Annotated in this window: 27 protein-coding genes; 23 read left to right on the forward strand and 4 right to left on the reverse strand. The window is 56.3% G+C overall.

What is annotated here, in order from left to right; genetic code table 11:
* Positions 1 to 15 precede the first annotated feature (15 nt).
* Positions 16 to 492 (forward strand): hypothetical protein, encoded by a 477-nt coding sequence (locus AC2TF6_RS06940; protein WP_491310456.1) that lies wholly within the window; start codon positions 16 to 18, stop codon positions 490 to 492.
* Between the two features lie 189 nt (positions 493 to 681).
* On the opposite strand, the gene AC2TF6_RS06945 is transcribed toward AC2TF6_RS06940, so the two are convergent.
* Both AC2TF6_RS06945 and AC2TF6_RS06950 read right to left on the reverse strand, forming a co-directional pair.
* The gene (locus AC2TF6_RS06945) at positions 682 to 1,365 is read right to left on the reverse strand and encodes an LrgB family protein (protein ID WP_491310457.1); all 684 of its coding nucleotides are present in this window, start codon (positions 1,363 to 1,365) and stop codon (positions 682 to 684) included.
* Positions 1,362 to 1,838 carry a CidA/LrgA family protein gene (locus tag AC2TF6_RS06950; RefSeq protein WP_491310458.1) on the reverse strand — a complete coding sequence of 159 codons (477 nt, stop codon included), beginning with the start codon at positions 1,836 to 1,838 and terminating at the stop codon, positions 1,362 to 1,364. Before AC2TF6_RS06950 ends, AC2TF6_RS06945 begins: the two co-directional genes overlap by 4 nt.
* Before the next feature lie 132 nt (positions 1,839 to 1,970).
* Between AC2TF6_RS06950 and AC2TF6_RS06955 the strand changes: the two genes are divergently transcribed.
* From AC2TF6_RS06955 to AC2TF6_RS06980, 6 genes are all read left to right on the forward strand, one after another.
* Positions 1,971 to 2,864 carry a LysR family transcriptional regulator gene (locus tag AC2TF6_RS06955; protein WP_491310459.1) on the forward strand — a complete coding sequence of 298 codons (894 nt, stop codon included), beginning with the start codon at positions 1,971 to 1,973 and terminating at the stop codon, positions 2,862 to 2,864.
* 118 nt (positions 2,865 to 2,982) lie between these two features.
* Entirely contained in the window at positions 2,983 to 3,933 is a 951-nt protein-coding gene (gene corA / locus AC2TF6_RS06960) for a magnesium/cobalt transporter CorA (RefSeq protein WP_218228188.1), read from the forward strand.
* A gap of 55 nt (positions 3,934 to 3,988) precedes the next feature.
* The gene (locus tag AC2TF6_RS06965) at positions 3,989 to 4,744 is read left to right on the forward strand and encodes a class I SAM-dependent methyltransferase (protein ID WP_491310460.1); all 756 of its coding nucleotides are present in this window, start codon (positions 3,989 to 3,991) and stop codon (positions 4,742 to 4,744) included.
* Entirely contained in the window at positions 4,741 to 5,727 is a 987-nt protein-coding gene (locus tag AC2TF6_RS06970; RefSeq protein ID WP_491310461.1) for an MBL fold metallo-hydrolase, read from the forward strand. Before AC2TF6_RS06965 ends, AC2TF6_RS06970 begins: the two co-directional genes overlap by 4 nt.
* A 175-nt stretch (positions 5,728 to 5,902) precedes the next feature.
* Complete coding sequence (locus tag AC2TF6_RS06975; RefSeq protein ID WP_009672314.1) at positions 5,903 to 6,103, forward strand: helix-turn-helix transcriptional regulator; 201 nt, start codon at positions 5,903 to 5,905, stop codon at positions 6,101 to 6,103.
* A gap of 28 nt (positions 6,104 to 6,131) precedes the next feature.
* Positions 6,132 to 6,536: a hypothetical protein gene (locus AC2TF6_RS06980; protein ID WP_218228190.1), complete on the forward strand. Its 405-nt coding sequence runs from the start codon at positions 6,132 to 6,134 to the stop codon at positions 6,534 to 6,536.
* Positions 6,537 to 6,837: 301 nt separating this feature from the next.
* Here AC2TF6_RS06980 and AC2TF6_RS06985 read toward each other — a convergent pair whose 3' ends face one another.
* Complete coding sequence (locus AC2TF6_RS06985) at positions 6,838 to 7,365, reverse strand: phosphatidylglycerophosphatase A family protein (protein WP_491310462.1); 528 nt, start codon at positions 7,363 to 7,365, stop codon at positions 6,838 to 6,840.
* A 308-nt stretch (positions 7,366 to 7,673) separates the two neighbouring features.
* On the opposite strand from AC2TF6_RS06985, the gene AC2TF6_RS06990 reads away from it, so the two are divergent.
* The 7 genes from AC2TF6_RS06990 to AC2TF6_RS07020 all read left to right on the forward strand — a co-directional run bounded on the left by AC2TF6_RS06990 (position 7,674) and on the right by AC2TF6_RS07020 (position 14,277).
* Positions 7,674 to 8,729, forward strand: coding sequence for a GerMN domain-containing protein (locus AC2TF6_RS06990; protein WP_491310463.1), 1,056 nt, complete (start codon positions 7,674 to 7,676; stop codon positions 8,727 to 8,729).
* A 373-nt stretch (positions 8,730 to 9,102) separates the two neighbouring features.
* Positions 9,103 to 9,852, forward strand: a complete 750-nt coding sequence (rph, locus tag AC2TF6_RS06995) for a ribonuclease PH (RefSeq protein ID WP_326050914.1) — start codon at positions 9,103 to 9,105, stop codon at positions 9,850 to 9,852.
* Positions 9,845 to 10,597, forward strand: coding sequence for a non-canonical purine NTP pyrophosphatase (locus tag AC2TF6_RS07000; protein WP_491310464.1), 753 nt, complete (start codon positions 9,845 to 9,847; stop codon positions 10,595 to 10,597). Before rph ends, AC2TF6_RS07000 begins: the two co-directional genes overlap by 8 nt.
* Positions 10,598 to 10,857: 260 nt before the next feature.
* Positions 10,858 to 11,754 carry an ABC transporter ATP-binding protein gene (locus AC2TF6_RS07005; RefSeq protein ID WP_491310465.1) on the forward strand — a complete coding sequence of 299 codons (897 nt, stop codon included), beginning with the start codon at positions 10,858 to 10,860 and terminating at the stop codon, positions 11,752 to 11,754.
* A 16-nt stretch (positions 11,755 to 11,770) separates the two neighbouring features.
* Positions 11,771 to 12,526: an ABC transporter permease gene (locus AC2TF6_RS07010; protein ID WP_009674210.1), complete on the forward strand. Its 756-nt coding sequence runs from the start codon at positions 11,771 to 11,773 to the stop codon at positions 12,524 to 12,526.
* A complete protein-coding gene (locus tag AC2TF6_RS07015; RefSeq protein WP_491310466.1) occupies positions 12,527 to 13,678 on the forward strand; it encodes a sensor histidine kinase in 1,152 nt (383 codons plus the stop codon).
* Positions 13,675 to 14,277, forward strand: a complete 603-nt coding sequence (locus AC2TF6_RS07020) for a response regulator transcription factor (protein WP_009674235.1) — start codon at positions 13,675 to 13,677, stop codon at positions 14,275 to 14,277. Before AC2TF6_RS07015 ends, AC2TF6_RS07020 begins: the two co-directional genes overlap by 4 nt.
* A gap of 267 nt (positions 14,278 to 14,544) precedes the next feature.
* Here the strand turns inward: AC2TF6_RS07020 and asnB are convergent, their stop codons facing one another.
* Complete coding sequence (asnB, locus tag AC2TF6_RS07025) at positions 14,545 to 16,389, reverse strand: asparagine synthase (glutamine-hydrolyzing) (protein WP_491310467.1); 1,845 nt, start codon at positions 16,387 to 16,389, stop codon at positions 14,545 to 14,547.
* A gap of 241 nt (positions 16,390 to 16,630) precedes the next feature.
* Between asnB and AC2TF6_RS07030 the strand changes: the two genes are divergently transcribed.
* From AC2TF6_RS07030 to AC2TF6_RS07070, 9 genes are all read left to right on the forward strand, one after another.
* Positions 16,631 to 16,984 carry a hypothetical protein gene (locus AC2TF6_RS07030; RefSeq protein WP_491311603.1) on the forward strand — a complete coding sequence of 118 codons (354 nt, stop codon included), beginning with the start codon at positions 16,631 to 16,633 and terminating at the stop codon, positions 16,982 to 16,984.
* Between the two features lie 160 nt (positions 16,985 to 17,144).
* A complete protein-coding gene (locus tag AC2TF6_RS07035) occupies positions 17,145 to 17,258 on the forward strand; it encodes a DUF4023 domain-containing protein (protein WP_016423522.1) in 114 nt (37 codons plus the stop codon).
* A gap of 89 nt (positions 17,259 to 17,347) precedes the next feature.
* Positions 17,348 to 17,476, forward strand: coding sequence for a hypothetical protein (locus AC2TF6_RS07040; RefSeq protein ID WP_256123684.1), 129 nt, complete (start codon positions 17,348 to 17,350; stop codon positions 17,474 to 17,476).
* Between the two features lie 272 nt (positions 17,477 to 17,748).
* Positions 17,749 to 18,948 (forward strand): ROK family transcriptional regulator, encoded by a 1,200-nt coding sequence (locus AC2TF6_RS07045; protein WP_405082171.1) that lies wholly within the window; start codon positions 17,749 to 17,751, stop codon positions 18,946 to 18,948.
* 37 nt (positions 18,949 to 18,985) lie between these two features.
* Positions 18,986 to 20,068, forward strand: a complete 1,083-nt coding sequence (locus tag AC2TF6_RS07050; RefSeq protein ID WP_491311604.1) for an extracellular solute-binding protein — start codon at positions 18,986 to 18,988, stop codon at positions 20,066 to 20,068.
* Positions 20,069 to 20,211: 143 nt separating this feature from the next.
* Positions 20,212 to 21,294 (forward strand): ABC transporter ATP-binding protein, encoded by a 1,083-nt coding sequence (locus AC2TF6_RS07055; RefSeq protein WP_326051097.1) that lies wholly within the window; start codon positions 20,212 to 20,214, stop codon positions 21,292 to 21,294.
* Positions 21,295 to 21,346: 52 nt separating this feature from the next.
* A complete protein-coding gene (locus AC2TF6_RS07060; protein WP_491311605.1) occupies positions 21,347 to 23,053 on the forward strand; it encodes an ABC transporter permease in 1,707 nt (568 codons plus the stop codon).
* A 160-nt stretch (positions 23,054 to 23,213) separates the two neighbouring features.
* Positions 23,214 to 25,739, forward strand: coding sequence for an NEW3 domain-containing protein (locus AC2TF6_RS07065; RefSeq protein ID WP_491311606.1), 2,526 nt, complete (start codon positions 23,214 to 23,216; stop codon positions 25,737 to 25,739).
* Positions 25,740 to 25,903: 164 nt separating this feature from the next.
* Entirely contained in the window at positions 25,904 to 26,650 is a 747-nt protein-coding gene (locus AC2TF6_RS07070) for a creatininase family protein (RefSeq protein ID WP_491310468.1), read from the forward strand.
* Positions 26,651 to 26,659: the final 9 nt, after the last annotated feature.

The raw sequence follows: 26,659 nt of genomic DNA on the forward strand, positions 1-26,659 counted from the left end.
ATTACTATAAAAAAAATGATTGTTATTTTTAGTGTTTTTTGCATAGGTATATTAACATACTTTCTATACGAAAACAGTATTTACAGAATCGTATCAAGAAGCACAGATGCAGTTTTATTAAAGGAATCTTTAGTTATTATTGATGAAAGTAATACGAGGTTTGTCCTTGCAACAGATGAAAATGGAGACACACATGCATTTCTTGTACAAAATGGAAAGGTAATTCAAAGAGGGGAGATGCCGAAAGGGAGAGTCGTGGATGAGCAGCAGGTAGTTTGGCAAATGATGGGAAACGAAACAAAGATTGTTTTCGGCACAATTTTTAATCCACAGATTGAGTTTGTGGAAGTGAAGGGAATAAATAAGGTTTCTTACTTAAACTACGTGGATAAAAGATTGTTTTATAGTTTTTCAAATACTTTAGATGTTCCTATATTTATTACTGGTATTAATAAAGATCATAAAATTATCTATTCTAATATACCTAAATAATTATAAGAGCCAAGACATATAATGAATTCAAACTAAGTGGCCATTTAGGAAATGGAGGGGACAGCACAAGCTGTCCTTTTTTTTGTAAAATTATAGAGCAAGCAAAGCAATTTTGATAGTGGGATGTTGGATATCGCCAGCGTGTACAGACCGCCTCCCGTAGGAAGCGGTCTGTAACCGGCGCCGCCGTTACAGGAACGGCGCCATGATCGGCTGGATCAGCCCCAGCGAGAACAGCGCGGCGAGGATCATCGCGACGCTGGCGATGGCCCCCTCCTCGCTGCCGAGCTCGTGGGCCTTGCTCGTGCCGGCGCCGTGGGCACCCATGCCGAGCAGCAGGCCCCGCGAGATGCCGCTGCGGATGCGCAGCGAGCGGATGACCAGCGGCCCGATCACCGAGCCGCAGATCCCCGTCACGACCACGAACACGGCCGTGATCGAAGGAATGCCGCCGAGCGAACGCGACACCTCCATGGCAATGGGAGTCGTGATGGAGCGCGGCGCCACGCTCTCGATCATCTGCGGGCTCGCGTGAATCCAGCCCGCAGGCAGCACCGACGTGAGCACGGCGACGACGGAGCCGCACAGCACGCCTGCCACAAGCACCATGGCATGCTTGCGGAGCAGCTTGAACTGCCGGTACAGCGGGATCGCGAACGCTACGGTAGCGGGCTGAAGCAGGTCCGTCAGCGGCTTCGTGCCGGCGTTGTAGGCTTCAACCGGCGTACCGGTGAAGAACAGACCGGCGATAAGCAGAACCGGAGCGACGACGAGCGGCGACAGGTAGGCTTTGCCTGTCTTCCGGTACAGCCGGTTGGCCGCCCAGAAGACGACGATGGTAATCAGCAGGTACAGAAGTCCGGTTCCGGTCATGAGGCCGCTTCCTCCTTCTTGTCTTTGCCGGCGCGTCTACGCCCCAGAAATTCCGCTACGAGCCCCGTGCTGGCCATGACGAAGAACGTGCTGATAATAATGATGAGCAGGTACCGGCTCCCCGATACCGAGAACATTTCCTTATATTCCAAAATGCCGACGGCAGGCGGGACGAAGAAGAGCAGCAGCTTCGACAGCAGAAAATCGGCGCCCTTCTCGACCCATTCCAGGCGGACCCAGCCGAAGTGGAGCGCGGCGAAGACGATGAGAATGCCGACGATGCTTCCCGGCACCGGCAGGTGCAGCCGCTCGGACACGAGACGTCCCAGATAGGCGAACGCGATCAGCAGGACGATCTGGCCGCAGGTGACGAGCGCTCGCCGGACGTGAACCGGAGCAAACCGGTCCGGCGGCCAAACGAAACGTTGTTTTTTATGTGGACCGCTTAAAGGTGGTGCGGGTTGTTTGTTCATCCGAATGATCCCCTTCCATAATTTCGAGTATACGCAGGGGACAAGGATAGGTAAAATACATATAACGAATGGTTTTCATTCCTTTTCTCTATGGAAGGGGAACCAATGCAGTCGCATAAAGGAGACGATGACTTGGACGTTAGGCATCTGCAATATTTTCTGGAGACGGCTAAGCGCAGAAGCTTCACCAAAGCGGCGGAAGCCCTGCACGTCACTCAGCCCACGATCAGCAAAATGATCCGCATCCTGGAGGAGGAGCTCGGCGTCGAGCTGTTTGACCGCACGGCCCGTCAGATTGTATTGACGGATGCGGGCGAAGCCGTAATGATCCAGGCGCAGCAGATTGTCCGTTCTCTGGAAAATCTATCCATCGATCTCGAGGACGTGACTTCCATGCGCAAGGGGCAGATCCGGATCGGCCTGCCGCCGATGACCGGAGCGCCTTTCTTCCCGGAGCTGATCGCCGCTTTCCATAAGCTGTATCCCGGGATCGGGATCCGGCTGATCGAGGAAGGGGCCCGCACGGTCGAACGCGAGGTGGAGAGCGGGAGCCTCGATCTGGGCGTCGCGGTGCTTCCCGTCGATGTTGAACGCTTCGAGATGTTCGCCTTCGTCAAGGAAGAGCTCCGGCTTGTCGTGCATCACGGGCACCGGCTCGCGCGCAGGCAGACCGTCCGCCTTGCGGAGCTCAGCGGCGAGAAGTTCCTTATGTTCCGCGAAGGCTTCACCCTGCACGAGAGCATTCCCGAAGCCTGCATCCAGGCGGGATTCAAGCCCGACATCATCTACGAAAGCTCCCAGTGGGATTTTCTGAGCGGGATGGCGGAAGCGGGCCTCGGCGTCGCTCTGCTGCCCGAAACGATCTGCCGCAAGCTGAGTCCGGACAAAGTGGCCACGATTACCCTGGTATCTCCGCGGATTCCGTGGCATCTTGTTATGATTTGGCGCAAAGAGGGTTACTTATCTTATGCCGCCCGCGAATGGCTGCGGTTTTCGAAGGAGTGGCTGTCCCGGCCGAACCGCTAAGGAGTCAAGGAGGCCGGCTCCAATCGCTTCCGCACCGGGCACCGTTTTGTTTCCAGGCAAAACATGGTACGATATACCCAACGCTTTCACCCCGATCACGGACGAAATGAGGACCTTTATGATTCGCACGGTCGCCGTTACCCGCAGCGGAGAACTGGTCTTGGACCTGCCTTTGCAGGAGCTGGACGGAGATTCTATCGACTGGTACTGGGTAGACTTTAACAATCCGACTCACGAAGAGGCTTTGCTGCTCGACACCCATTTTCATTTTCATCCGCTTGCGGTTGAAGACTGCTTTCATCTGCTGCAGAGGCCGAAGCTGGACCACTATGAGGATGTCCATTTTTTCGTGCTGCACGCCATTCATCCACAGACGCTGGAAGCCGATGAGGTCGATCTTTTCGTCGCGCCCCGCTTTCTCGTTTCTTTCCACTTCACCGAGCTCAAAGAGATCAACGACGCCTGGCAGAAGCTTCAAGCCGAACCGGACAACTGGAAAAGAGGCTCTTCCTTCGGCGCTTATCTCGTCATGGACAAGCTCGTGGATGAATATTTTCCTTGTATACATATGCTGGAAGACGAAATGAACGATTTCGATTCCGACCAGAAAGGCACGTCCATTCACGCGCTTATGCGCGGCGTGTTCGACATCCGCTCCAAGCTGGCACATCTGAGGCGGTCGATCATTCCCATGCGCGACCTGCTCTACCGGGTCGTCAATTCGGACAAGCTGCCGAACGTGCGTGAGCAGCAGATTTATTATGCGGACATTTACGATCATCTGCTGAAGCTGGCGGAAATGATCGACTCGATCCGGGACACGACCGCGGACATGCGGGAAAATTTCATTTCATTGAATTCTTACCGGATGAATACCATTATGAAAACGCTGACTGTCATCACGACGATTTTTATGCCGCTGACGTTTCTCGCGGGAATTTACGGAATGAACTTTGACAACATGCCCGAACTTCATTGGCCCTACGGTTATTTTATTGTTCTTTTGATTATGTTCGGAATCGGGTTTGCCATGTATGTCTGGTTTAAGCGCAAAGGCTGGTTCGATTGAGAAACCGGCCGCTTATTTATAATCCGTACTAAAAAAAGATCGGGAGGATGCGGGCATGAAAGTTAAAAGCGCGTGGTACCGGGAAAGCTTCGGAAAAGACTATCTGCTGGTGTACAAACACCGCAATTTCGAAGGAGCTTACGCCGAGGTCAAACGGATGATGAACTGGCTTCATCTACCCGAAGGCGCCCGTGTGCTGGACCTGTGCTGCGGCATGGGCCGTCATTCGCTGGCGCTCGCCGATTTCGGCTATACGGTGACGGGTATCGACTTGTCGGATACCCTGCTTGAGGAGGCGCGGAAGCAGGACCCGGAGGACCGGGTAACCTGGCTGCACGGAGATATGCGGCGGGTTCCGAGTGAGGAATCTTTTCACGCCGTGGTCAATTTGTTCACTTCCTTCGGATACTTCGAGCAGGAGGAAGAAAACCGCCTGGTGTTGTCGGAAATCGAACGGCTTCTGCAGCCGGACGGGAAATTTATTATTGACTATTTAAATCCCGCTTATGTCAAAACGAACCTCGTTCCCCATTCAAGCCGCGAGGAGAACGGCCTTTTTATAGAAGAGACACGCTCCATAGAGAACGGGTATGTCCGCAAACAAATTTGCATCACGGATGAACAGGACGGCCCGCGGCATTATTCGGAACAGGTGCGCCTGTACAGCTGCGAGGCTTTTGTCGATATGCTGTACACGGCAGGCTTGCGGGTCGACCGGATCTACGGCAGCTATGACGGAAAGGATTATGACCGGGAGTCGTCTCCCCGGATGATTTTTGTCGGAGGAAGGGAAGGAGAAAGCCTGCAATGAGTCATTCAACAACGGTCATCGCTTTACGGGAGGGGCTTTGGCAGATCAAAGTCCCTCTGCCTTTTCCCCTGCGATGGGTCAACAGCTATCTGCTTCGGGAGCCGGACGGGAGCCTGACGGTGATCGATCCGGGCCTGCGCACGGAAGCCGCGGAGGCGCTGTGGAACGAAGCGCTGGAGGGGCTCGGCTTCGGGTACGACCGCATTTCGCAGGTCGTACTGACTCACCACCATCCCGACCACTACGGGATGGCGGGCTGGTTCCAGGAGCGCACGGGCGCGCCGGTTTACCTGTCGGAAACCGGCATCGGTCAGGTGCGGCTCCTGTGGGGTCCCGGTCAGCCGATGACTTCGCTGCTGACCGGGCTTTTCGCGCGGCACGGCATGAATGCCGCGCTGTGCGGGGAGCTGGCGAAGCATATGGACAGCTTCGTCCCGCACGTTTCGCCGCAGCCGCAGCTGACCGCGCTGCGGGCGGGAGACCGCGTGCGTCTGGGCGGCGCGGCGTACGAAGCGATCGAGACGCCCGGACATGCGGCCGGGCATCTGTGCTTCTACGACGCGCAGACGCGGGAGATATTCTGCGGCGATCATGTGCTGCCGCAAATTTCGCCGAACGTGAGCTTTATGCCGGGCGTCGAAGACGACCCGCTCGGCGCGTACATGGCCAGCCTGCGCGACATCGCCCCGCTGCCCGTCGAAATGGCGTACCCGGGCCACCGGTCGCCCTTCGCCGCCTTTGGCCAGCGGGCGGAAGAGCTTGTCCGCCATCACGAGGAGAGGCTTGCCCTCATGGCGGACAAGCTTCATGAGCCGATGACGGCGTATGAGCTGTGCCGCGACACGTTCGGCGACCGGCTCACGCTGCATCAGCTCCGCTTCGCCATGGCGGAGACGATTGCGCATACGGTGCGCCTCGCGGTTGAAGGCCAAGTGACCGAGAGCGAGAGGGAAGGGCTGATCGTGTACGAGGCGCGGGATTAAAGGTAGACGCGGATGCCGAACAAACAAACAAACAAACAACCATACAGCGGACTCTCCGGTAAGGGGGTCCGTTTTTTATGCACGGCTGTACATGCTTTATGTAAAAAATATTTGACATTTCCAACGCTTCTTTTTACAATCAAGATGTAAAAACATTTTGACATTGGAGTCTGCTATGGAAAATCGGATTCATGAGCTGCGCAAACGAATCAGGCTGTCTCAGGAAGATCTCGCCAAAGCGTGCGGCGTGTCCAGACAGACTATTAACGCCATTGAAAACAACAAGTACGATCCGAGCCTCCAACTGGCTTTTCATCTGGCCCGTACGCTGGGCGTCACGGTAGATGACTTGTTCCAGGCAGACAAAGACACGTAAAACGGCAGTATACAAGGAGGCGGAAACTGTGACCGGACGGAAAACATCGAAGCAGCGGCTCATTGCTGCGGGTTTCGGACTTACCTCACTGGTTGTCATCGGATTTACGCTTAAAAAGTACGCGTCCGGAGAACCGGTCGGAACGAGCGAATTAACGAGCATAGCGGCTGCCCTGGCAGCGATGTTCGGCGCTCTGACCTGGGGGAACAAGGAGGACGGGGAAGGCATTACGCAGGAGGAAGAGATGGGCAGGCACATTACTTTCGTAAGCGCTAAAGCGGCCTATTTTATTATGCTTGCCGCTTCCCTGATCGTCTGTATAGTGGAAAAACTGGCTTTCGGCCGGGATAATATGGCTGTGCTGATTTTACTGGGACTGGGCATCGTGCTCCTTCCGGCGGCGGAATATATCGTGGCCCGGAAGTACCGGTGACCGGACAGGAAGCTGCATGCTGCCTATGTAAGGGGAACGGGCAAGAGGGAAGCCTCAGCAATCTTGGGATGAAAAAGGAAAAGGGAACCGCCGTCATGGGGGTTCCCTTTTTGTGTCAGCTCCTCTATTCGAAGCGTCCTTGACGACAGCCGGAAAACAACTTTCCTGACGGACTGTTCGTCCGCTCTACTCCGTTTCCTCCTAAGCGGTTCGTCTTCTCACACTGCTCGCAGCTCCTCGCAGCGCACGGTGTTTGGCGCCGTATAACGGGGGAACACACCCCGGTTTAAGAAAAGGCCTCTCAGCTTCCGGGAGCGTCGTCTTTCTTTTCGGCTTCCGACTGCTTGCGGTGGGCAATGCGGGAGCTTGCGGCAGCGGCGATGGCGCCGACGATATCGTCGAGAAACGTATGCTTTTCGTAGGTGCTTTTATCGTTGAGCTTTTTCAGGATGCCCGGTTTCAGCTTGTCGATATAGCCGAAATTCGTGAATCCGATGCTCCCGTAGACGTTCACGATCGACAGGGCAAGGATCTCGTCGCAGCCGTACAAGCCTTCGTCATGCTGAATCATCTCCTGCAGAGGGGAAATCAACTTGCCTTCTTCCGCAAGCATGTCCAGCTGAATGCCGGTCAGGACGGCGTTTTGTACTTCCCTTTTGGCCAGGACGGATTCTACGCTCGCCAGGCACTGCTCCAGGGTCAGGGACTCGTAATAATCTTTTTGCAGAAAATAGGTCAGTTCGGCGATTTGAGACGTTTGAACGCCTCTTTTTTCAAGCAGCTCGCGGGTAGCCGAAGCTACTTTTTCACTATCCAGGGAATATTTCACGATGGGCTTCTCCTCCGTTGTCAAATGAAAGCAGATACCCTAGTATACCCTTTTTTTAGGAAAGAGTATCGCTTTGGAACGGAATTGTCCTCCGAAAAGGAGGACGGAAAGGGAACAAGCCCGGAAATTGTCCCGTTTTTTCGGACAACTCGGGCATAAAGCAGGCAGGCCCCCTGTATACATAGGAGTACGAAGGACAAACGTCATCCGGACCGGCAGGAAACTCCCGAAAAAAGGCGCTGCCGGCGGCGGGCCCCAGGCCATGTCGAACCTTTGCGCAAGGCACATACGAACAGGAGGGGATGGAAATGAGAAAGGTACGCTGGCTTCAGGCGGCAGCCATGACAGGAGCGATCGCGATTCTCGGAACGGGATGCGGTATATGGGGGTCGGAGTCCAAACCGATTGACGCTCCGCCGCCCGGTACCGAAACCGCGATGGAGACGGGAACCGGTACGGGGGGAACGGGAGCGAAAGCAGGCGCCAAAACGTCGCAAACCGCCAAAATGACCGTCTATGCGAAAGACCCGAAAGGCTTCGTCGTTCCGGTCAGTCTGGATTTGCCGAAGACACAGTCGGTGGCGAAAACCACGCTGGAATATATGGTGGCCAAAGGCCCGGGCGAAAGCCAGCTTCCCGCCGGGTTTGCCTCTCTGCTGCCCGAAGGGACTACGCTGACGGTGGACATAAAGGATAAACTGGCCACGGTCAATTTTAACCAGGCCTTCAAAAAATACGACGCCAAGGAAGAACGCAAAATCATGGAGGGGATCACCTGGGCCATGACCGGTTTTTCAACCGTCGAGCAGGTGAAGATCAAAATAAACGGGCAGCAGCTTAAGGAAATGCCGGTGGCCCGCACGCCGTTGGACGAACCGCTTTCGCGCAAAATCGGCATCAACCTGGAGAAGCAGGAAGGAGTCGATTACGGCCAGTCCACGCCGGTGACGTTGTACTTTACGAATGCAACGGCGCAAAACGGCAAATATTATGTACCGGTTACACGCCTGGTAAAAAGGACCGATGACGTCGCCAAGGCGGTTATGGACGAACTTTTGAAAGGCCCCAACACATCGAAGGGCCTCCAGCCGGTATTGAACGCTTCCGCCAAGGTGCTGGATGTGAAGAAGACGTCGGACACGGTGCTGACGGTAAACTTCTCCGATCAGCTTCTGGACGAGAACAAAAAAGCGCCCGCGGACGGGCTCCAGTCGGTTATTTTGTCTCTGACGGAAAATACGAATGCCGCCAAAGTTCAAATAACGGTAAACGGCAGCCCGAAGGTGGAAACCTCCGATTCCCAAACCTACAGCCAGCCCGTCTCCCGGCCGCTTCATTTGAACCCGAACCCGGAAAAGCTGTAAAAGGTTTAGCCGAGGGGGAGTCCGCCGCGTGACGGGGCTCGTGGAGCCCGAGCGTAAACGGAGGGGCAAGCGGTGTGGCCTGCCGTTATGCGACGCCTTAACCGCACATCGGGAGATCCTGGGGCAAGCGCCGTTATGCGGCCCTTAACCCCGCTAGGGGGAAATCTTCCGGGCAAAGCGGGGGGACGTTTTTAAAATTTGGCTTTCGGTCCTTAGGTCGGAAAAGCCGCATTGTCGGACCTTACGGAGGTTTGAGGGGAGAGAAGAGCTCTCCCTTTTTTCGTCGAAACCCGCGGTGCTTTTGCTCGGCTCCTTTGTTTGCTACAATAGGAAGGATAGAAATGGATGCTATGATCGTACAGGAGGATACAGAATGCGAGCCGATGGAAGACAGAATGACCAGCTAAGACCGATGAAAATTACGCCGCACTATATCAAACATGCCGAAGGTTCGGTTCTAATAGAAGTCGGGGAGACGAAAGTCATTTGTACCGCAACCGTGGAAGAACGTGTTCCTCCCTTTATGAAAGGCCAGGGCAAAGGCTGGGTAACCGCCGAATATTCGATGCTCCCGCGCGCCACCCAGGTCCGCAACCAGAGAGAAGCGGCCAGAGGAAAGCTCGGCGGCCGCACGATGGAAATCCAGCGGCTGATCGGACGCGCGCTGCGCTCCGTCGTTAACTTGGAAGCGCTCGGAGAGCGTTCCGTGACGCTCGACTGCGATGTGATCCAGGCGGACGGCGGGACGAGAACGACTTCCATCACGGGAGCCTTCGTAGCGATGGCGCTTGCCATGGAGAAGCTGGTGGCGAATGGCAAGCTGAGCAAGCTGCCGATTACGGATTACCTTGCCTCCGTTAGCGTCGGGATCGTGAACGGCAAGCCTCTGCTGGACCTGATGTACACGGAGGATTCCCAGGCGCACGTCGATATGAACGTGGTCATGACCGGAACCGGGAAGTTCGTGGAAGTACAGGGGACGGGAGAAGAGGCGCCTTTCTCGCGCGAGGAGCTGAACACCCTGCTGGCCTTGGCCGAAGGCGGCGTTTACACAATGGTCGAGGAGCAGAAAAAAGCGCTCGGACGCGTAAGCGGCCTGATCGGAGCGGGTGTCCGTGCCTGATCTTTCCGCTTCCGGCGTCGTGGTGATCGCCACGCGCAACAAGGGCAAAGTGCGCGAGTTTGCCCACTATTTCGCCCGCTTCGGCAAGGAAGTGCGCAGCCTCGACGATTTCGACGATATGCCCGACATCGTCGAGGACGGCGCGACCTTCGCGGCGAATGCCCGGATCAAGGCGTCGGCGATTGCAGGCAGGCTGAACCTGCCGGTACTGGCCGACGACTCCGGGCTGTGCGTCGACGCGCTCGGCGGCGATCCGGGCGTATACTCCGCCCGGTATGCGGGCGAGCACGCCGCCGACGAGGCGAACAACGCCAAGCTGCTGCGCGAGCTTGGCGCGGTCTCGGCCGCGGCCGGCCGGCCCGGGTCTGGCGCTGCCGGGCAGGCGGCGTCCGCCGGCGAGCCGTCCGCGGCGGACCGCGGCGCCGCACGGGCGCCGGGCCTCACGGACGGCCCGGAGGCCGCGGACGCGGCTGCGCCGCGGGTGCTCAGCACCGCGCGCTTCGTATGCGCGCTGGCGCTGGTCGACCCGCTCCGCGGGGACACGCTCGAGGCGGAGGGGACCTGCGAGGGTGTCATTATCGCGGAGCCGCGCGGCACGGACGGGTTCGGCTACGACCCGCTGTTTTATCTGCCGGCGCGGGGCGTGACGATGGCGGAGCTGCCGCTCGAAGAGAAAAACGCGATCAGCCACCGGGCTGCGGCGCTCGAGCAGTTTTTCGAGCGCCATTCCGGCCGCTTGACTTAACCGAATAAACAACGTGCCGCTTGGCGGGCACGAACCAAACCGGTTTCCGATTCGTTTCGGAACCGGTTTTTTCGTTGTTTCACGTGTCATGGCGGGTCCGGCGGGCGAAGGTGACAATTGTCATCCGGAAAAGGTTACGGTTGTGGGTAGGGAGGAAAAGCGCCGCGCGGTATGATGGATTCAGGTTAAAGAGCTTAACGAAACGCTGAACGATGAACGATGAAACGGAAAGCCCACATAACAGAAGGAGCTGAATCCCTGTGACAACAGCTATCGAATTGATGCAGGTTACGAAACAATTTAAAGGCAAAAAGGCGGTTGACGGGTTAACGCTGACCGTGGAACAAGGAACGGTGCTCGCACTGCTCGGTCCGAACGGGGCAGGCAAGACGACCACGATTTCGATGATTCTCGGCCTTCAGGAGCCTACGAGCGGAACCGTCAAGCTGCTGGGAGGCCATCCGAAAGACCAGCGGGTTAGGGACCGGATCGGAGCCATGCTTCAGGATGTCAGCGTGATCGACAATCTGAAAGTAGCCGAGACGATCGATCTGTTCCGCCATTATTACGCGAATCCGCTCTCACTGGAGCAGCTTCTGCTCATCTCCGGCCTGGAAGCCGAGCGGAATAAGATGGCCTCGGCTCTCTCCGGCGGGCAGCAGCGCAGATTGGGCTTCGCGATGGCCGCGGCGGGAGACCCGGAAATTATTTTCCTGGACGAACCGACCGTCGGCATGGACGTGACCTCCCGGCAGTTGTTCTGGGATACGATCCGCGCCATGGCCGCGAGAGGAAAAACCGTCGTGCTGACGACTCATTATCTGGAGGAAGCGGATCAGTTGGCCGACAGAGTCGTCGTGATCAATAACGGCAAGCTGGTTGCGGACGGGACGCCGAGCGAGATTAAAGCGGAAACGACGGGGAGAGTCATTTCTTTTACAGCGGGCTCGGGGGTTACGGCTGATCTGCTGAGGGCTTTCCCGGGAGTCAGCGATATCAAGTGGAACGGGCGGCGCGTCGAAATGTTCGGACCGGACACGGACCGGCTGCTTACCGCGCTGATCGACAAACGCATCGATATGAAAGATATCGAAGTTCGAAGCGGCGGACTGGAAGACGCCTTCCAGACTTTAATTCAAAATACGAATGCAGGCTGAAGGGGAGATAACGAATATGAATGCGACGATTCTGAAAGCGACTATGGCCCAGTGCCGCGCGGAGCTGCTGCGCACCTTCCGTAACAAACGATTTATTTTCTTTTCGATCGTTATGCCGGTGGCCTTTTATTTTCTGTTTACGAGTACGATGGGAAGCGATACGAAGATCGGCAGTGTGGACTGGACATCCTACTATCTCATGTCTATGACGGTATATGGCGTTATCGGCGCCAGCCTGACTTCCTTCGCCCAGCGGATTTCGAGGGAACGCACCCAGGGCTGGGTCCGCCTGCTCAGCATTACGCCGCTGCCTTCCTGGTCTTACATGGTATCGAAGGTAGCCGCCCAAGGCGTTATTAATTTATTTATCATTCTGATGATGTTTATTATCGGAGGGCTCGGCAAACAGGTTGATCTGCCGGTTTCCGTATGGATCGAAAGCTTCCTCTGGATTTGGATCGGCGGTTTCTCGTTCATGGCTCTCGGTACGCTGCTCGGTTCCATGCGCAACCCCGATGTGGTTCAGGTGCTGACGATGATTTTGTATATGGGCCTATCCATTCTGGGAGGGTTATGGTTCCCGACCGCGTCCATGTCCGGGACTCTTCAGACGATCGCCAAGTTCACGCCGACCTACCGGTTGGGGCAGGGAGCCTGGAATTTGATCGGAGGCGGTTCGATCGACTGGACGGGCGTGCTTATTCTGGCTGTGTACGTCGTCGTATTTGTGATATTATCTTCCTATATCATCAAGAGACAGGAAGCGGTTTAAATGTTTCGTCGGCAACCGGCAAGGCCCCGCGAGGGGCCCCCTTTTATTTTTACGATCATCTGGCTGGTGTATCTGATCTTCCCGGTCGTTTCGGTTCTGCAGCTTCCTTTTCCGGAAAAAATACTGGGTTCGGGACTGCTTATCGCCTTTGTGGCGGCTTATTTGACTTCTTTTAACCGCGCGGGGGGAAGGTACTGGTTCATTCTGTTTCAGACTATCGTTATCGGTATTCTGGCGATCCGGTACAACGAGAACTTTATTTACTTGGCGTTTTATCCGTCACCGGTGATCGGGATGCTGCGGAGCGTCAGGCAAATGGCCGCCGCGATAGCGGGTTTGTTTCTGATGTTCGTGGCGGTAGGCTGGCACTACAAGTTAATGAACGATGTCGATTTGTTTTTGCAGCTTCTTCCGGCTCTTATCATTATCCTGATCATGCCGGTTGCGATGCGCATCGGACGCAGGTCGAAGGAGCTCCGGGGCAAACTTCAACTGGCTAACGAAGAAATTGCCCGTCTGTCCAAAATCGAGGAACGCCAGCGGATATCCCGCGATTTGCACGATACGCTCGGGCATACTTTGTCTCTCATCACGCTCAAGGGCGAACTGGCGGAGAAAATGATTCCGAAAAATCCGGAGAAAGCGGTCCGGGAAGTTCAGGATATCCAGGCGACCTCGCGGGCGGCGCTCAAACAGGTGCGCGAGCTTGTATCGGATATGAACATGGTCACGATCCGGGAGGAATTCGACCGGGCCAAGCAGATTCTTGCGGCGGGCGGCATTGTGCTGGAATTGAAAGCCGGAGAAGGCGCCGAAGACGAAGCTCCCCCGCTGATCGGCAACATTCTCGGCATGTGCCTGCGGGAAGCGGTGACGAACGTCGTCAAGCACAGCAAAGCGAAGGTGTGTATCGTGGAATGGGCCTCCGATGAGGAGGGGTACAGGCTGATCGTGTCGGATAACGGAGTCGGCTTCGAGAGGGACGAAAGGCAGCCGAACTTGGGTACGAACGGGCTCAGAGGCATGAAAGAGCGGCTTAAGCTGGTGGACGGGCACTGCACGTTCGAATCGGCGGGCGGCCGGGGCACCCGGGTCGTTTTTACGATCCCTAAAGTGACCAAAAAGGGAGAAAAGGAGGCGGGCGGCGAATGAAGGTCATTGTCGCGGAAGATCAGGGCATGCTCCGGGGAGCGCTGAGCGCCCTGCTGGATTTGGAGGACGATATCGAAGTGATCGGCCAAGCGGCGGACGGCGCGGAAGCGCTGGAGATGATCCGTACGCTCCGGCCGGATCTTTGCATCATGGATATTGAGATGCCGAAAATGTCGGGCCTCGATGTGGCCGAAGCGCTCCAGAAAAGCAAGGATCCGTGCGGAGTCGTCATATTGACGACCTTTTCCCGATCCGGCTATTTTCAGCGGGCCATGCGTGCGGGAGCACGCGGCTTCCTGCTCAAAGATTCGCCGGTAAGCGAGCTTGCGGCCGCGCTCCGTGATGTGCAGGCGGGCAGGCGCGCGGTCAGCCCGGAGCTGGCGCTCACGTTCTGGGAAGCCGAGAATCCGCTGACGGAACGGGAGCGCGAGGTGCTTAAGCTTGCCAGAGAGGGGCTTTCGTCCGGCGAGATTGCGTCGCGTCTGTTCCTTTCGGGCGGCACGGTCCGCAATTACTTGTCGGAGGCGATCCAGAAGCTGGAGGCCAAGAACCGGATCGACGCCATTGCCGCGGCGGAGAAGAACGGCTGGCTCGATTAGGCCGGAGATTTGGCGCTGGCACCGGGAATACGGACTCTGAATACGGACACGAAGGCGTGGTCCGGCAACGGCTGCGGCAGAGGAAGAGGAAGAGGAAGAGGTACAGGTACAGAAACCCCCGAGCTTCGGGTGAAAAGGACAAAAACCTCCAGTGCCATTGAGATGGCGGCTGGAGGTTTTTTGAAGTTCCCGGTACCGCTCGGAAACCGGTGTACGTTTAAACAGATGTAAGTTTAGACGCGCATAGACAGACGTGCGGTAAGATCCTTAACGGATCGATACCTTATATTCGCGCAGCCACGTGTCCACCTGGATCAGATACGCGAACATTTGCGGACCGGACATGAGCTGGCCGAACCAGGGGAACTCGGTCGATTCGGCTCCCGGTGCCGCCATGGCGCGCAGCGTATTGGCATCCACAAAAGGAAGAAGCGGCGACGAGGGATCGCTTAAAATTTCAAGCGCTTGCTGTTTGACCGCGGTTGCATAATTCGGGTTGTGCGTTTTGGGATAAGGGCTTTTTTTGCGGGCCAGCACATCTTCCGGAAGCACGCCTGCGAGCGCCTTCCGCAGGATGCCCTTTTCACGCTCACCCGCCGTCTTGATGTCCCACGGGATGTTCCACACGTATTCTACGAGCCGGTGGTCGCAGAAGGGAACCCGGACTTCGAGTCCGACAGCCATGCTCATCCGGTCTTTACGGTCAAGCAGGGTCGGCATGAAGCGGGTGATGTTCAGGTAAGACATCTCCCGCATCCGGTTCTGCTCCCGCGTTTCCCCCGCCTGACGGGGCACTTCGGCCAGCGCCTGCTCGTAGCGGCCGTGGACGTATGCCTCAGGCTTGATCCAGTCGGCGAAATCGCGCGACAGAATGCCGACCCGCTGAGGCAGCGAAAGCGACCACGGGAACGTGTTCGCGTTAAGGGCGTCTTCCCGGTGGAACCAGGGGTAGCCGCCGAAGATCTCGTCGGCCGCTTCGCCGGAAAGCGCCACGGTGGCGCCTTTCTTGATTTCGCGGCAGAACAGGTACAGAGAGCCGTCGATGTCGGCCATTCCGGGCGTGTCGCGGGCGAGTACGACGGTGCGGAGCGATTCGACGAGTTCAGGCGTGTCGAACTCGATGTAATGATGCTCCGTACCGAGGTACTCCGTCATCCGCTTGATCCACGGGGCGTCGGAGTTGGGCTGGAACGCGTTCTCCTTGAAGTTCTTGTCGTTGTCGGCATAATCGACGGAGTACGTATTCAATACGCCGCTGCCGCTGTCCCGGTAATGATGGGCGGCGAGTGTCGTCAGCGCGCTGGAATCCAGCCCGCCCGAAAGCAGGGTGCAGACCGGGACGTCCGAGACGAGCTGGCGCCGGGCGGTGTCGGCCAGGAGCTCGCGGATATGCAGCGCCGTTTCCTCCACATTTTCCGTATGGGGCCGGTTTTCCAGCTTCCAGTAAGGACGGACCGTCAGCCCGCTGCGGTCGTAAACCATAAAATGGCCCGGCTTCAGTTCGGCCAGGTTGCGGTAAATGCCGTGACCGGGCGTGCGCGCGGGTCCGACGGCGAAAATCTCGGCAAGGCCTTCGGCGCCTACCTCGGTTTTGATATCCGGATGGGCGAGGATAGCCTTCGGCTCCGAGCCGAACAGGAAGGCGCCGTCCGTGTGGCTGTAGAATAGAGGCTTGACGCCAAGACGGTCCCGGGCCAGTAACAAGGTCTGCTCCTGTTCGTTCCAGGCCGCGAACGCGAAGATGCCGTTCAGCCGCTCCACGCAGCTCCGGCCCCATTCGACGAAAGCGGCCAGCAGAACTTCGGTGTCGCAGGAGGTCCCGAACCGGTGGCCCCGGTGTTCCAGCTCGCTGCGCAGCTCGGGAGCGTTATACAATTCCCCGTTATATACGATGGAGTACGTCCGGTCCCCGTCCTTGCGGATCATGGGCTGAGCGCCGTTAAGCGGGTCCATGACACTCAGCCGTCTGTGCCCCAGGGCGCAGTGGCCGGATATCCACGTGCCGGAAGCGTCAGGACCGCGGTGGACCAAGGTTTCCGTCATATTTTCGAGAATGGATGAAGATGTGGTCAGATCTTTGCGCCAGTCTATCCATCCTGTAATTCCGCACATGATATTCACCCTTTCGAAATACGTTCTAAGCGAGCCTTTCGAGAAGACTGCCGAATGCGATGATTAAAGGGTATGCGGCGCCGGCAGCGAAAATGTCTGTCCACCCCGGAAGGTCCGGAAGAACTGGAAGGGCGAAATCGGTTTTGTTTCCAGAAAAATTTTGTTACAATAGAATCTGGTAGAAGAAAACTCCCCCTGCAAGCGCTATCGGGGAAATCATGCTAAAGGTGGACTGTTATTGATGAAACGTAAATACGCCAGGGCGCAAATCGATTATTTGGCGGCCAAAGAACAATTTCTCGCAGCCAGCCAGCAGGCTGACAAGAAACTGAACGAAATGAGACAAAACGGTGCGGAAATCGGTCAGAAAGAAATGGAAGATGCGATTGAACGCAGCGGTTTCCATAAAGCTTTCAATGAGCTTCGCCAGGCGGAGAACCGTCTGATCGAGTGGAGCCATTTCACGATCAAGAACGAAGGCGAGTTCAAAGAAAACAAAGCGGCTTTCGAGAAGCTTTACAGCGAAGTGAAAACGAAGCCGGAAGCGCGCGCGGTTCTGGTTGACATGGCCATGAGACTGGAAGCGGAAGCTTAAGATCTTTCCTGAACGGACAAGCACTTATACGTATAGAGAACCGAGGAGCGCCGGCAGGTGCTCTTTTTCTTTTTTTCGCGGGACCCGGCATGCTTCCCCCTAAAGCCCGGACATACTAAGACGGCTTCACGAAACTTATTTCTCGGGGAGGCTTGCGGAGATGGATAGTCATTTCATCAGCAAACTGCATGACACTCAGCGTAAAGACGAACGCAACCGGAGGACACAAGGCAAAAACCGCCCGGAAAAACGGCTCCCGAACAAACAGCACTGAGCAGTGCCGCTTTGAGTATTCCGTTCACCGTCCGTTTGCGGCGGAGGCCGGAATAAAGGAAATCGACAACCGGGCGGGGGGTGATGAACATGGCGAAGGTTTCGAAAGCGACCAAAGGCAAAAAGTACGAAGTAAACGCGGAATTTGCCGAGGAGATGGAGGCCAAAAACGTCAAGCATACGGCCCAGAACAACCTCAGTCACGGGACAGAGAAGTAAGCGTAAGGAAGACGAAAGCCCGCTGCGGCTGCAGCGGGCTTTTTGACGCGGACGCATAAGGAAGCGGAAAAGGAAATAAACTGAAGAGAAGAATAAACGCTTTTTAAGGATGAAAAGGATTGAAAATATATGAAATTATTAATAATAATGCGATTAATATTATTTTCTATGACTAATTTCACTTTTTATATTGACATCATGTAAACGTATACATATACTTGATTTAATTAGTTTGTTAGTCATTTTAACTAAGTAAGGTGGTGATTGGGCTTGTGATCGGCAAGGGGAAAACGGGAAATACGAAATTAGTAAAGCAAATGAACCGGGAAGGCATTCTGTACCAACTGCGCCAGCATCCCCGCTTGTCGAGAGCCGAATTGTCGGTCCGGACCAAGCTGAGCAGACCCTGCGTCTCCTCTCTCGTGGACGAAATGATCCATGAAGGGCTTATTCATGAAGTGGGAACCGGGGAGTCGAAGGGCGGGCGCAAGCCGATTCTCCTTGAATACAACGTTCAGGCGTATACGGTCGTCGGGGCCGTTTTTGAAGGCAGTGAGCTGGAAATGGCCATTGCCGATATGAAAGGCGAGCTGCTGCATCATGTGCATACCCGCCTGGAGCAGCCGGTTGACGGCGATTCCGCTCTGGAAGCGCTCAAGACCAACCTGGATACGCTGCTTGAGAAAAGCGGGTTCGGCCGCGACCGCGTTATCGGGATCGGCGTCGGCCTGCCGGGTATTACACAGAAGCGCAGCGGCACCGTCAGCTACGCGCCGAGCACGGGTTGGATGAATCTGCCGGTCGGGAAGGAAATCGAAGAACGGCTCGGCATTCCCGTTATTCTCGACAACGACGTCAATATGATGACGATGGGCGAATTTTACGAGGGCGCCGGCTCGGGGGTTTCCAGCCTGGTCTACATGTATGTGGGTACCGGGATCGGGGCAGGGATTATCATCGACAAGCAGTTTTACAGAGGCAGCAAAGAGGCTGCCGGCGAAATCGGCTACATGCTTATCGGCGGCGACCGGCTCCGCAGACAAGGCGAATTCGGCGTGTTCGAGAAGAACTACTCCGTTACCGGCATCGGCGACAAAGCGAAGGCTGCCGGCTTGACCGTCGATCCGGGGCGCAGCATCCTGCGGCAGTTGGGCGAACAGGCGGATCAGGGAAGCCGCCAAGCCCGGACACTGCTCGAAGATGTTTACATCCATTGGGCGTCCGGGATCGCCAATACCGTCAGCGTGCTGGACCCGGAGCTGCTCATCCTGAGCGGCGAAATGGTCCATCTGAGCGAAAGCGGCCTGGCCCGCATCCGCGAGCTGCTTGCGCAGTGGGTTCCGGTGCTGCCGGACATCCAGCTCGCGGGGCTGAGGGAGCGGGCAGGTTTGCTGGGGGCCGTCCACAGTGTACTGGAAGCGTTTCCGTCCGCCCAGCCGGCCAGATCCTCCGGATCTGCCGGCGCGGATTAAACGATACAATCTAGAACTAGGGGGAGTACAAGTGAAAATGAAGATGACCAAATGGACCAGTTTGACTCTTATCGCGGCAATGGCTGTCGGCCTGTCGGCCTGCGGCAGCGGTGACGACGGTGCGAAGAAGGGTGCCGAAGGCGCCGGCGGCGGAGCCGCTTCCGGTTCCCAGAAGCTCGTGATTTACACGGCCCGCGACAAGAACGTGGTCGACGAGATTTTGCCGAGATTCAAAGAGAAAAATCCGGGCATTGACGTGGAAGTCATGACGATGGGCGCCCAGCAGGTTCTGGAGCGTATCCGCGGCGAAAAATCGAATCCCCAGGCGGACTTCTGGTGGGGAGGCACGCAGTCCTCTTTCATAACCGGGGCCGAGGAAGGCCTTCTTGAGCCGTATAAGCCGACCTTCGCGGATAACGTCGCGGCCGAGAACAAGGACGCCCAGGACCGCTGGTACGGCGAAATGCTCCTGCCCGAAGTGATCATGTACAACTCCGAGGCGCTGAAGAAAGAAGATGCTCCGAAGGACTGGGATGAGCTGCTGGACGCGAAATATAAAGATAAGCTTCTGATCCGCGGCGTTATGGCGTCCGGTACGATGCGCACGATCTATTCCTCGATGATTTACCGCCAGGACGCTGCGGATCCGCAGAAGGGCTACGACTGGCTCAAGAAGCTGGACGCGAACACGAAGGAATACACGCAGGATCCGACCAACCTGTATCTGAAAATGGCTCGTCAGGAAGGCACGCTTTCCCTCTGGAACCTCCAGGATATCCTGATTCAGAAGGAAATGAAAAAGCAGCCGTTCGATTTCATTTATCCGGCCAGCGGCGCTCCGATCCTCGTAGACGGAGTGGGTATTGTCAAAGGCGCCAAAAACATGGACGCCGCCAAGAAATTTTACGAGTTCCTTTTCGATAAAGAAGAACTGAAGAAGAAAGCGGAAAAGCTGTTCCAGATCCCGACCCGGACGGACATCAACAAGGATGAATTCCCGGCTTGGCTGAAAGGAATCGAAACGAAACCGCTGCAGCTCGACTGGAAAGTACTGGCCTCCAAAGAAAAAGAGTGGATGCAGTACTGGGATGAAAACATTAAGGGCAAAGGCAAGAAATAAAGCCCGAAGCCTGACAGATCCGGGTGGGGGAAGCCCCATCCGGGCCCGTTTAGGCCGGGCACATCATACGATTTGTGCCTTTGTGCCGGCGGGAGAGACGTACGGATAGGTAGGGAAGTTTTACTTTCTAGGAGGGATTCCACTTGATAGAAGTCAAGCTCGATAAAGTAAGCAAGCAGTTTAACGGCGCACGCGGCGTTGAAAACGTCGACATCCACATTCAGCCGGGCGAATTCTTCACGTTTCTCGGACCCAGCGGCTGCGGCAAAACGACAACGCTCCGCATGATCGCCGGTTTCTATTACCCGACGGAGGGACGGATCATGTTCGGCGAGAACAACGTGACGTATACGCCTCCGAACAAACGCAACACCGGGATGGTGTTTCAGAACTACGCCTTGTTTCCGCACATGACCGTGTTCGAGAATATTGCTTTCGGTCTCCAAGTCCGCAAACAGTCCAAGGCGGAAATTATGGATAAGGTGACGCGCGCCCAGAAGCTCGTCCACCTGGACGGATACGGCGACCGCAGAATCGACCAGCTGTCCGGCGGGCAGCAGCAGCGGGTGGCACTGGCCCGCGCCTTGGTGATCGAACCGAATATTCTCCTGCTTGACGAGCCGTTGTCCAACCTCGACGCGAAGCTGAGGGAAGAGACGCGGCTGGAAATTAAGCGCTTGCAGCTAGAGCTCGGCATTACGACGATTTATGTCACGCACGACCAGGCCGAGGCCATGTCCATGTCCGACCGGATCATGGTCATGAAAGACGGCGTCGTGCAGCAGATCGGCACTCCGCACGACATTTACAACCGTCCCGTCAACCGGTTCGTCGCTTCCTTTATCGGGGAGTCGAATCTATGGGAAGGGACCGTGGAGCGCCTGGAAGGCGACACGGTGTATGTCCGTACCTCGTCCGACACGCTTATCACGGGATTTGCCGCCAACGCTTCGCCCGAGTGCCGGTTGGCACAGGGCAGCAAGGTGACGGTTTCGGTCCGTCCGGAATCGATTCGCGAAGCCGCGGCTTCGGAGAGAGGCCTGGAGAACATTCTGGCCGGCAAAGTGCTGATGTCGGAATTTACGGGCGTGAGCGTCAACTACGTCGCGCAGGTCGGCACGCTGCCGGTTAAAGCGATGTTTATCGGCCCCGGCCAGCGCATGCGTCACCGTGATGAGGATATCGCTTTTGCCGTCCCTAAGGAAAGCGTCTATTTCGTAGAATAAGGAGGGTGCGCCCGTGCAGACGAACAAACCGCAAGCCAAGCAGCAGCCGGCCATCCGTCCGAACAGCCGATGGACCACGATCACGACGTCGCCTTACTTCGTCTATGTGCTCATCGCGCCGTTGTTTCTGATTTTGCTTGCCTATGTCATTTATCCGTTTTTTCAGACGTTTTTACAGAGTGTGAAGCTGGAAGGGGCTTTTTCGTTCAAAAATTATGCCCGCTTCTTCAGTCTTGATCATACATCGAATCTGGAAGCGCTGTGGAACAGCGTTTACATCTCCGTACTCAGCGTGATCACCTGCGGTATCGTCGGTGTCGCGATGGCGTTCCTGCTGGAGCGCTACGAGTTTCCGGGACGCAAAATTTTGTCCGTCCTCGCGATCGTGCCGATGGCTCTTCCGCCCCTGATCGGGGTGCTGTCCTTCTCGTTCCTGTACGGGGACAGCGGCATTATCCCGCGTGCGCTGCAGAAGCTTTTTGACCTGGATCACGCGCCGCTTGCGCTAAAGGGCATCTGGGGGGTCATCGTCGTCCATACGTTCACGATGTACACCTATTTCTATATGACGGCGTCCACCGCTATCAGAGGCCTGGACCCGTCGCTGGAAGAAGCGGCGGCCAATCTGGGCGCCGGACGCCTGCTCATCTGGCGCAGAGTCATTCTGCCGATGCTCACGCCGGCCATTATCGCGGCTTCGCTGCTCGTCTTCATGATTTCGATGGCGTCCTATACGGCGCCGCTCGTGTTCGGGATCGACCGGACGCTCACCATGCAGATTTACTTGTCCCGCACGAACGGGGACCTGGACATGGCGGCGACTCAATCGACCCTGCTGTCGATCGTGTCGATCCTGTTTCTGATCATGATGCGCTGGTACCAGAACGCGCGGAACTATCAGAACATGAGCAAAGGCGTCAGCGTCCACCGGACCGAAGTGAAAAGCAAGGCGGGCAAGTACACGGCGATGGTGCTGTCCTTTATCGCCACTCTTGTGCTGATGCTGCCGATTCTCGTCATCGTCCTGCTTTCCTTCTCCGAAGACAGTACATGGACGGTCCAGGTCCTTCCGCCGGAGTATACGCTCCAGCACTTTAAAGACCTGTTTACCGATCCGAAAACATGGCGCCCGATCGCCAACAGCTTCAAGATGAGCTTCGTGGCGACCATCGGCAACCTGCTCTTCGGCGTTGCGGCGGCTTACGCTATCGTCCGGATGAAATTCAAGGGCAAAACGCTGCTTGACATCCTGATCATGCTGCCATGGGCGCTGCCGGGTACGGTCGTAGCCGTCAACCTGATCACGGCCTTCAGCGAGCCGAACGCATTCTCGTTCAACCAGGTTCTGATCGGCAGCTTCTGGATTTTACCGCTCGCTTATTTCGTCCGCCACCTGCCGCTGATCTTCCGGTCGACATCCTCGACTCTGATGCAGATGGACAGCTCGGTAGAGGAAGCGGCGCGCAACCTTGGAGCTTCCTGGTGGTACAGCTTCCGGCGGGTTGTCTTCCCGATGGCCCTGAGCGGTATTCTCGCGGGAACGCTGCTGGCTATGGTGGAGGGCCTCGGCGAGTTCGTAGCGTCGATCCTTCTGTACACGAATAACACGACACCTATGTCGGTTGAAATTTTCCAGCGTATGTACGCGTTCGAATTCGGTACGGCATGCGCCTACGGAGTCTTGCAGATTGTTATGATCATTCTCGTTCTTTTCGTTTCCAGGAAGTTGACCGGCGGCAACGCCGGGTCCGCTATCTGACCCGAGTTACGGTTCATTATCGTATGGACGCGGCCGTTCCCCCGCGGAACGCCGCGTCCGCCGCGATTTTGATAAAGGCAGGGAGTCATGCAGGATTCCTGCCGCCACTTTTACGCCTGAGGAGGAGAAGCGATTGAGTCAAGCAAGTGCAAACAGATGGATGAAAAAGTGGGTGGCAGCCGCCGTCTCGCTGACGGTTGTCGGAACCGTCGCCTTACCGGCGGCGCCGCAGACAGCGTCGGCCGACAGAGGGGTTGTCGATCTCTGGAAATCGATCAAGCCGCTCACCACAATCGCCAGTGCCATGAATACGGGGGCTCACCCCGACGATGAGCACAGTGCTACACTCGCGTATGTATCTCTCGGTCAAGGGGTCGATACCTCCAGTGTCATCGCCAACCGCGGAGAAGGCGGACAGAACGAAATCGGCAGCGAGCTCGGCAATGCCCTCGGCATTATCCGGACCCGGGAACTGCAGGAAGCTTCCAAAATCACGAACATTACGCTGGCGAACCTTAGCGTGAAGCTCGACGATCCGATCTACGATTTCGGCTTTTCCAAAAGCCCGGACGAAACGCTGGAGAAGTGGGGCGAATCCGTCGCCTACGAACGGCTGATCCGCCAAATCCGCCAGAAACGACCGGACATCTTGATTCCCGCTTTCCTGAACGAAGATTCCACTCACGGTCATCACCGGGCCATCAACGTTCTGACGGTACGGGCGTTCAAAGACGCGGGCAATCCGGCTATTTTCCCGGAGCAGCTTAAAGAAGGCCTCGCCGTATGGCAGCCGAAGAAACTGTACCTGCCGGCCACGGACAAGGATTACGATGTCGCCCTTCCGGTCGGGGACTATAACGAAATTTACGGAGCTTCCTACTCGCAGCTGGGGGAAGAATCGCGTTTTATGCACAAAAGCCAAGGCATGGGCCGCCATGTAGATGAAGGTCCCGGAAACTCCTATTACAAGCTGGCAGGGACCGCCGGGGACAACAAGACAGCCGTTTCAAAAAGCAGCTCGCTCTTCGACGGCATGTCCTTTACGTTCGAAGATCTTGCCAAAGAGCTGGACACCAAAGGCAAAGATAACAAGATCGTTAAAGATCTGAAAACCCTGCAGCAGGATGCCAATGAAGTCATTGCCGCCTATCCTAAATTCGCGAACGTCGCACGCGAGGTTCATGAAATGAAGGCGGACGTGAAGTCAGCGATTGAAAATGTGGAAAAATCCACTTTAGATTCTTCTATTAAAACCGATCTCCTTCATAGGCTGCAGGTGAAAACCGATCAGCTTAACAAAGCGAGCATGGAAGCGGCCTCTCTGACGGTTAAAGTGAAGCCCGTATCGGGCGAGCTTGTAGCCGGACAAACGGCGAAGGTGGCAGTCACCGCACACAGCGGCGGCAGCGTGGATATCTCGGACATCGCGATGAAGCTGAATGTTCCCGAAGGCTGGACAGCCAAGCCGGCGGGCAACGCCGAGTTCAAGAAACTGGGTTACAACCAGACGGTCAAAACCGAGTTCGAAGTGACCGTTCCGGCGAAAGTCGCCGACTTCAACCCGTACGCCCTGCCGCTCATCAGCGCTGATGTTACATACACAGCCTACGGCACGCAGGCAGCGGTCCATGCGGTACCGGACAACGCGGTTGCCGTTCTTCCGGCAACGTCCTTGACCCTCAGCCCGGAAGCGGCCGTGTTCAACACGCTTAAGCCGGACGAAGCCGTACCGGTTAAAGTAACCGCCCGCAATTACGCGCCGGGAGCTTCCAAAACGACCGTTGCGCTGAAAGCTCCGGAAGGCTGGACGGTCGAGCCCGCTTCTCAGGACGTAAGCTTTGCGGCGAAGAACGAAACGAAAGCCATCGAGTTTACCGTAAAAGCGCCGAAGGGCGTGAAACCGGGCAAGGTGGACATTTCCGCCGTGGCCAAAGAAGGCCAGACCGACACAAGCCGGACGGTGCAGGTCATTACGTACCCGCATATCGGCACGACTTATTACGTGAAACCGGCGACTTTAACGATTCAAGCTTTTGACCTTAACGTATCGAAGGATCTTAAGGTCGGCTATGTTTCCAGCGGCTTTGACAATATCGACGCCGTTCTGCGCCAGGTAGGCGTTAACGTGACGAACCTGGATGCGAAAGCGATCCAGTTCGGGGATCTGTCCCAATACGATACGATCGTGCTCGGCATTCGCGCTTACGCGTTCCGTCCGGAACTGATTCCGAGCAACCAGCGTCTGCTTGATTACGCGAAAAACGGCGGCAACCTGGTCGTTCAGTATCACAAGCCGGAAGACAAATGGACGCCGGACCTCGCGCCGTACCCGATCAAAATCGGCCAGCCGCTCATTCAATGGAGGGTAACGGACGAGAATTCGAAGGTAACCATGCTGGCGCCGGATCACAAGATCTTCAATACGCCGAACAAAATTACGGACGCCGACTGGCAGAACTGGATTCAGGACCGTTCGGCCTACAATCCGGCTGAGTGGGGCAAAGAATACACCGAGCTGATTTCCAACGGCGATCCGGGCGAAAAAGAATTTACGGGTACATTCCTCTCCGCCGATTACGGCAAAGGCACGTATACGTACAGCTCGCTTGTCTGGTACCGTGAAATGCCGAGCCTTGTTCCGGGTTCCATCCGGATGTTCGTGAACATGATCAGCTTGAAGCAGTAAGCTTGGCAATTGAACTTATACCGTTCTTTTATTTCAAAAGCCTGATGATTCACTCCTTATTTAAATGAAGAAAGACCGCAGCGGGGGATCTTCCGATCCTCCGTTCTATCGCGGTCGGCTTGATCCGGCAGCAGGAACAAACCAAAGAAACCGGAGGGGACAACATGAAGGCCCTAGATATCCACGGAAGGCATGCCGAGTTCGCTTTCAGGAATGCCGCCTTTGCAGTCGTTCCGCTGGGAAGCTTCGAGTACCACGGTCCGCATTCTCCGCTGGGGACGGATTTTTTTCTCGCCCAAGGCTTCGCGGGACTTATTGACCCGGGGTTAAAACCCCTCGTTTATCCGGCCATTCCTTACACGGCATGTCCGGGCAAAACAGGGGATTATCCCGGCACCATATCCATCGATCCGGCCGTGTTTCACCGGTATTTGAGCGATGTGCTGGAAGGCATCTGCCGTTCGGGATTCAGACGAATCGTGCTGCTCAACGCCCATGACGGCAACATTGGAGCCTCCAGGACGGTTGCCGAGGAAGTAACTTCCCGCTGGAAGGATGCAAGCTTTCTCCTGATCAACTGGTGGCAGCTGGCTGCTGCGGACGCTCCGGAAAAGCTCGGATTTTTTCAAGGGACGACAGGAAGAGGACACGGCGGGCCTTACGAAATGTCCGCTGTCAAAGCGTTCCGTCCCGACCTGGTTCATGTATCGGAAGAAGATGCGGAATTGACTCCGCCTCCTCCGCTTTCCCCGATGCCTTACGTATTGGTGGAAGGCACGCCAGAAGGCTGGGAGGGCTACACGGGCCACATCCGTCAGACTTCTCTTCAAGCGGGCGATTGGATTGTAGGCGAGGTCACGGCCAACATGAACGCCCTCATTGCGAACTGGCTAGGCCGGCCCGCTCCCTGAACCACACCG

It is taken from the genome of Paenibacillus sp. JNUCC 35 (assembly GCF_058269095.1).

Coding starts and splice junctions, on each gene's coding strand:
- asnB (WP_491310467.1), bottom strand. CDS start 16,389: ATGTGCGGAATTACAGGATGGATAGACTGGCGCAAAGATCTGACCACA.
- rph (WP_326050914.1), top strand. CDS start 9,103: ATGCGAGCCGATGGAAGACAGAATGACCAGCTAAGACCGATGAAAATT.
- AC2TF6_RS06965 (WP_491310460.1), top strand. CDS start 3,989: ATGAAAGTTAAAAGCGCGTGGTACCGGGAAAGCTTCGGAAAAGACTAT.
- AC2TF6_RS06940 (WP_491310456.1), top strand. CDS start 16: ATGATTGTTATTTTTAGTGTTTTTTGCATAGGTATATTAACATACTTT.
- AC2TF6_RS06990 (WP_491310463.1), top strand. CDS start 7,674: ATGAGAAAGGTACGCTGGCTTCAGGCGGCAGCCATGACAGGAGCGATC.
- AC2TF6_RS07040 (WP_256123684.1), top strand. CDS start 17,348: ATGGCGAAGGTTTCGAAAGCGACCAAAGGCAAAAAGTACGAAGTAAAC.
- AC2TF6_RS07070 (WP_491310468.1), top strand. CDS start 25,904: ATGAAGGCCCTAGATATCCACGGAAGGCATGCCGAGTTCGCTTTCAGG.
- AC2TF6_RS07065 (WP_491311606.1), top strand. CDS start 23,214: ATGAAAAAGTGGGTGGCAGCCGCCGTCTCGCTGACGGTTGTCGGAACC.
- AC2TF6_RS07020 (WP_009674235.1), top strand. CDS start 13,675: ATGAAGGTCATTGTCGCGGAAGATCAGGGCATGCTCCGGGGAGCGCTG.
- AC2TF6_RS07010 (WP_009674210.1), top strand. CDS start 11,771: ATGAATGCGACGATTCTGAAAGCGACTATGGCCCAGTGCCGCGCGGAG.
- AC2TF6_RS06945 (WP_491310457.1), bottom strand. CDS start 1,365: ATGACCGGAACCGGACTTCTGTACCTGCTGATTACCATCGTCGTCTTC.
- AC2TF6_RS07030 (WP_491311603.1), top strand. CDS start 16,631: ATGAAACGTAAATACGCCAGGGCGCAAATCGATTATTTGGCGGCCAAA.
- AC2TF6_RS06970 (WP_491310461.1), top strand. CDS start 4,741: ATGAGTCATTCAACAACGGTCATCGCTTTACGGGAGGGGCTTTGGCAG.
- AC2TF6_RS07015 (WP_491310466.1), top strand. CDS start 12,527: ATGTTTCGTCGGCAACCGGCAAGGCCCCGCGAGGGGCCCCCTTTTATT.
- AC2TF6_RS07050 (WP_491311604.1), top strand. CDS start 18,986: ATGAAGATGACCAAATGGACCAGTTTGACTCTTATCGCGGCAATGGCT.
- AC2TF6_RS06975 (WP_009672314.1), top strand. CDS start 5,903: ATGGAAAATCGGATTCATGAGCTGCGCAAACGAATCAGGCTGTCTCAG.
- AC2TF6_RS07035 (WP_016423522.1), top strand. CDS start 17,145: ATGGATAGTCATTTCATCAGCAAACTGCATGACACTCAGCGTAAAGAC.
- AC2TF6_RS06950 (WP_491310458.1), bottom strand. CDS start 1,838: ATGAACAAACAACCCGCACCACCTTTAAGCGGTCCACATAAAAAACAA.
- corA (WP_218228188.1), top strand. CDS start 2,983: ATGATTCGCACGGTCGCCGTTACCCGCAGCGGAGAACTGGTCTTGGAC.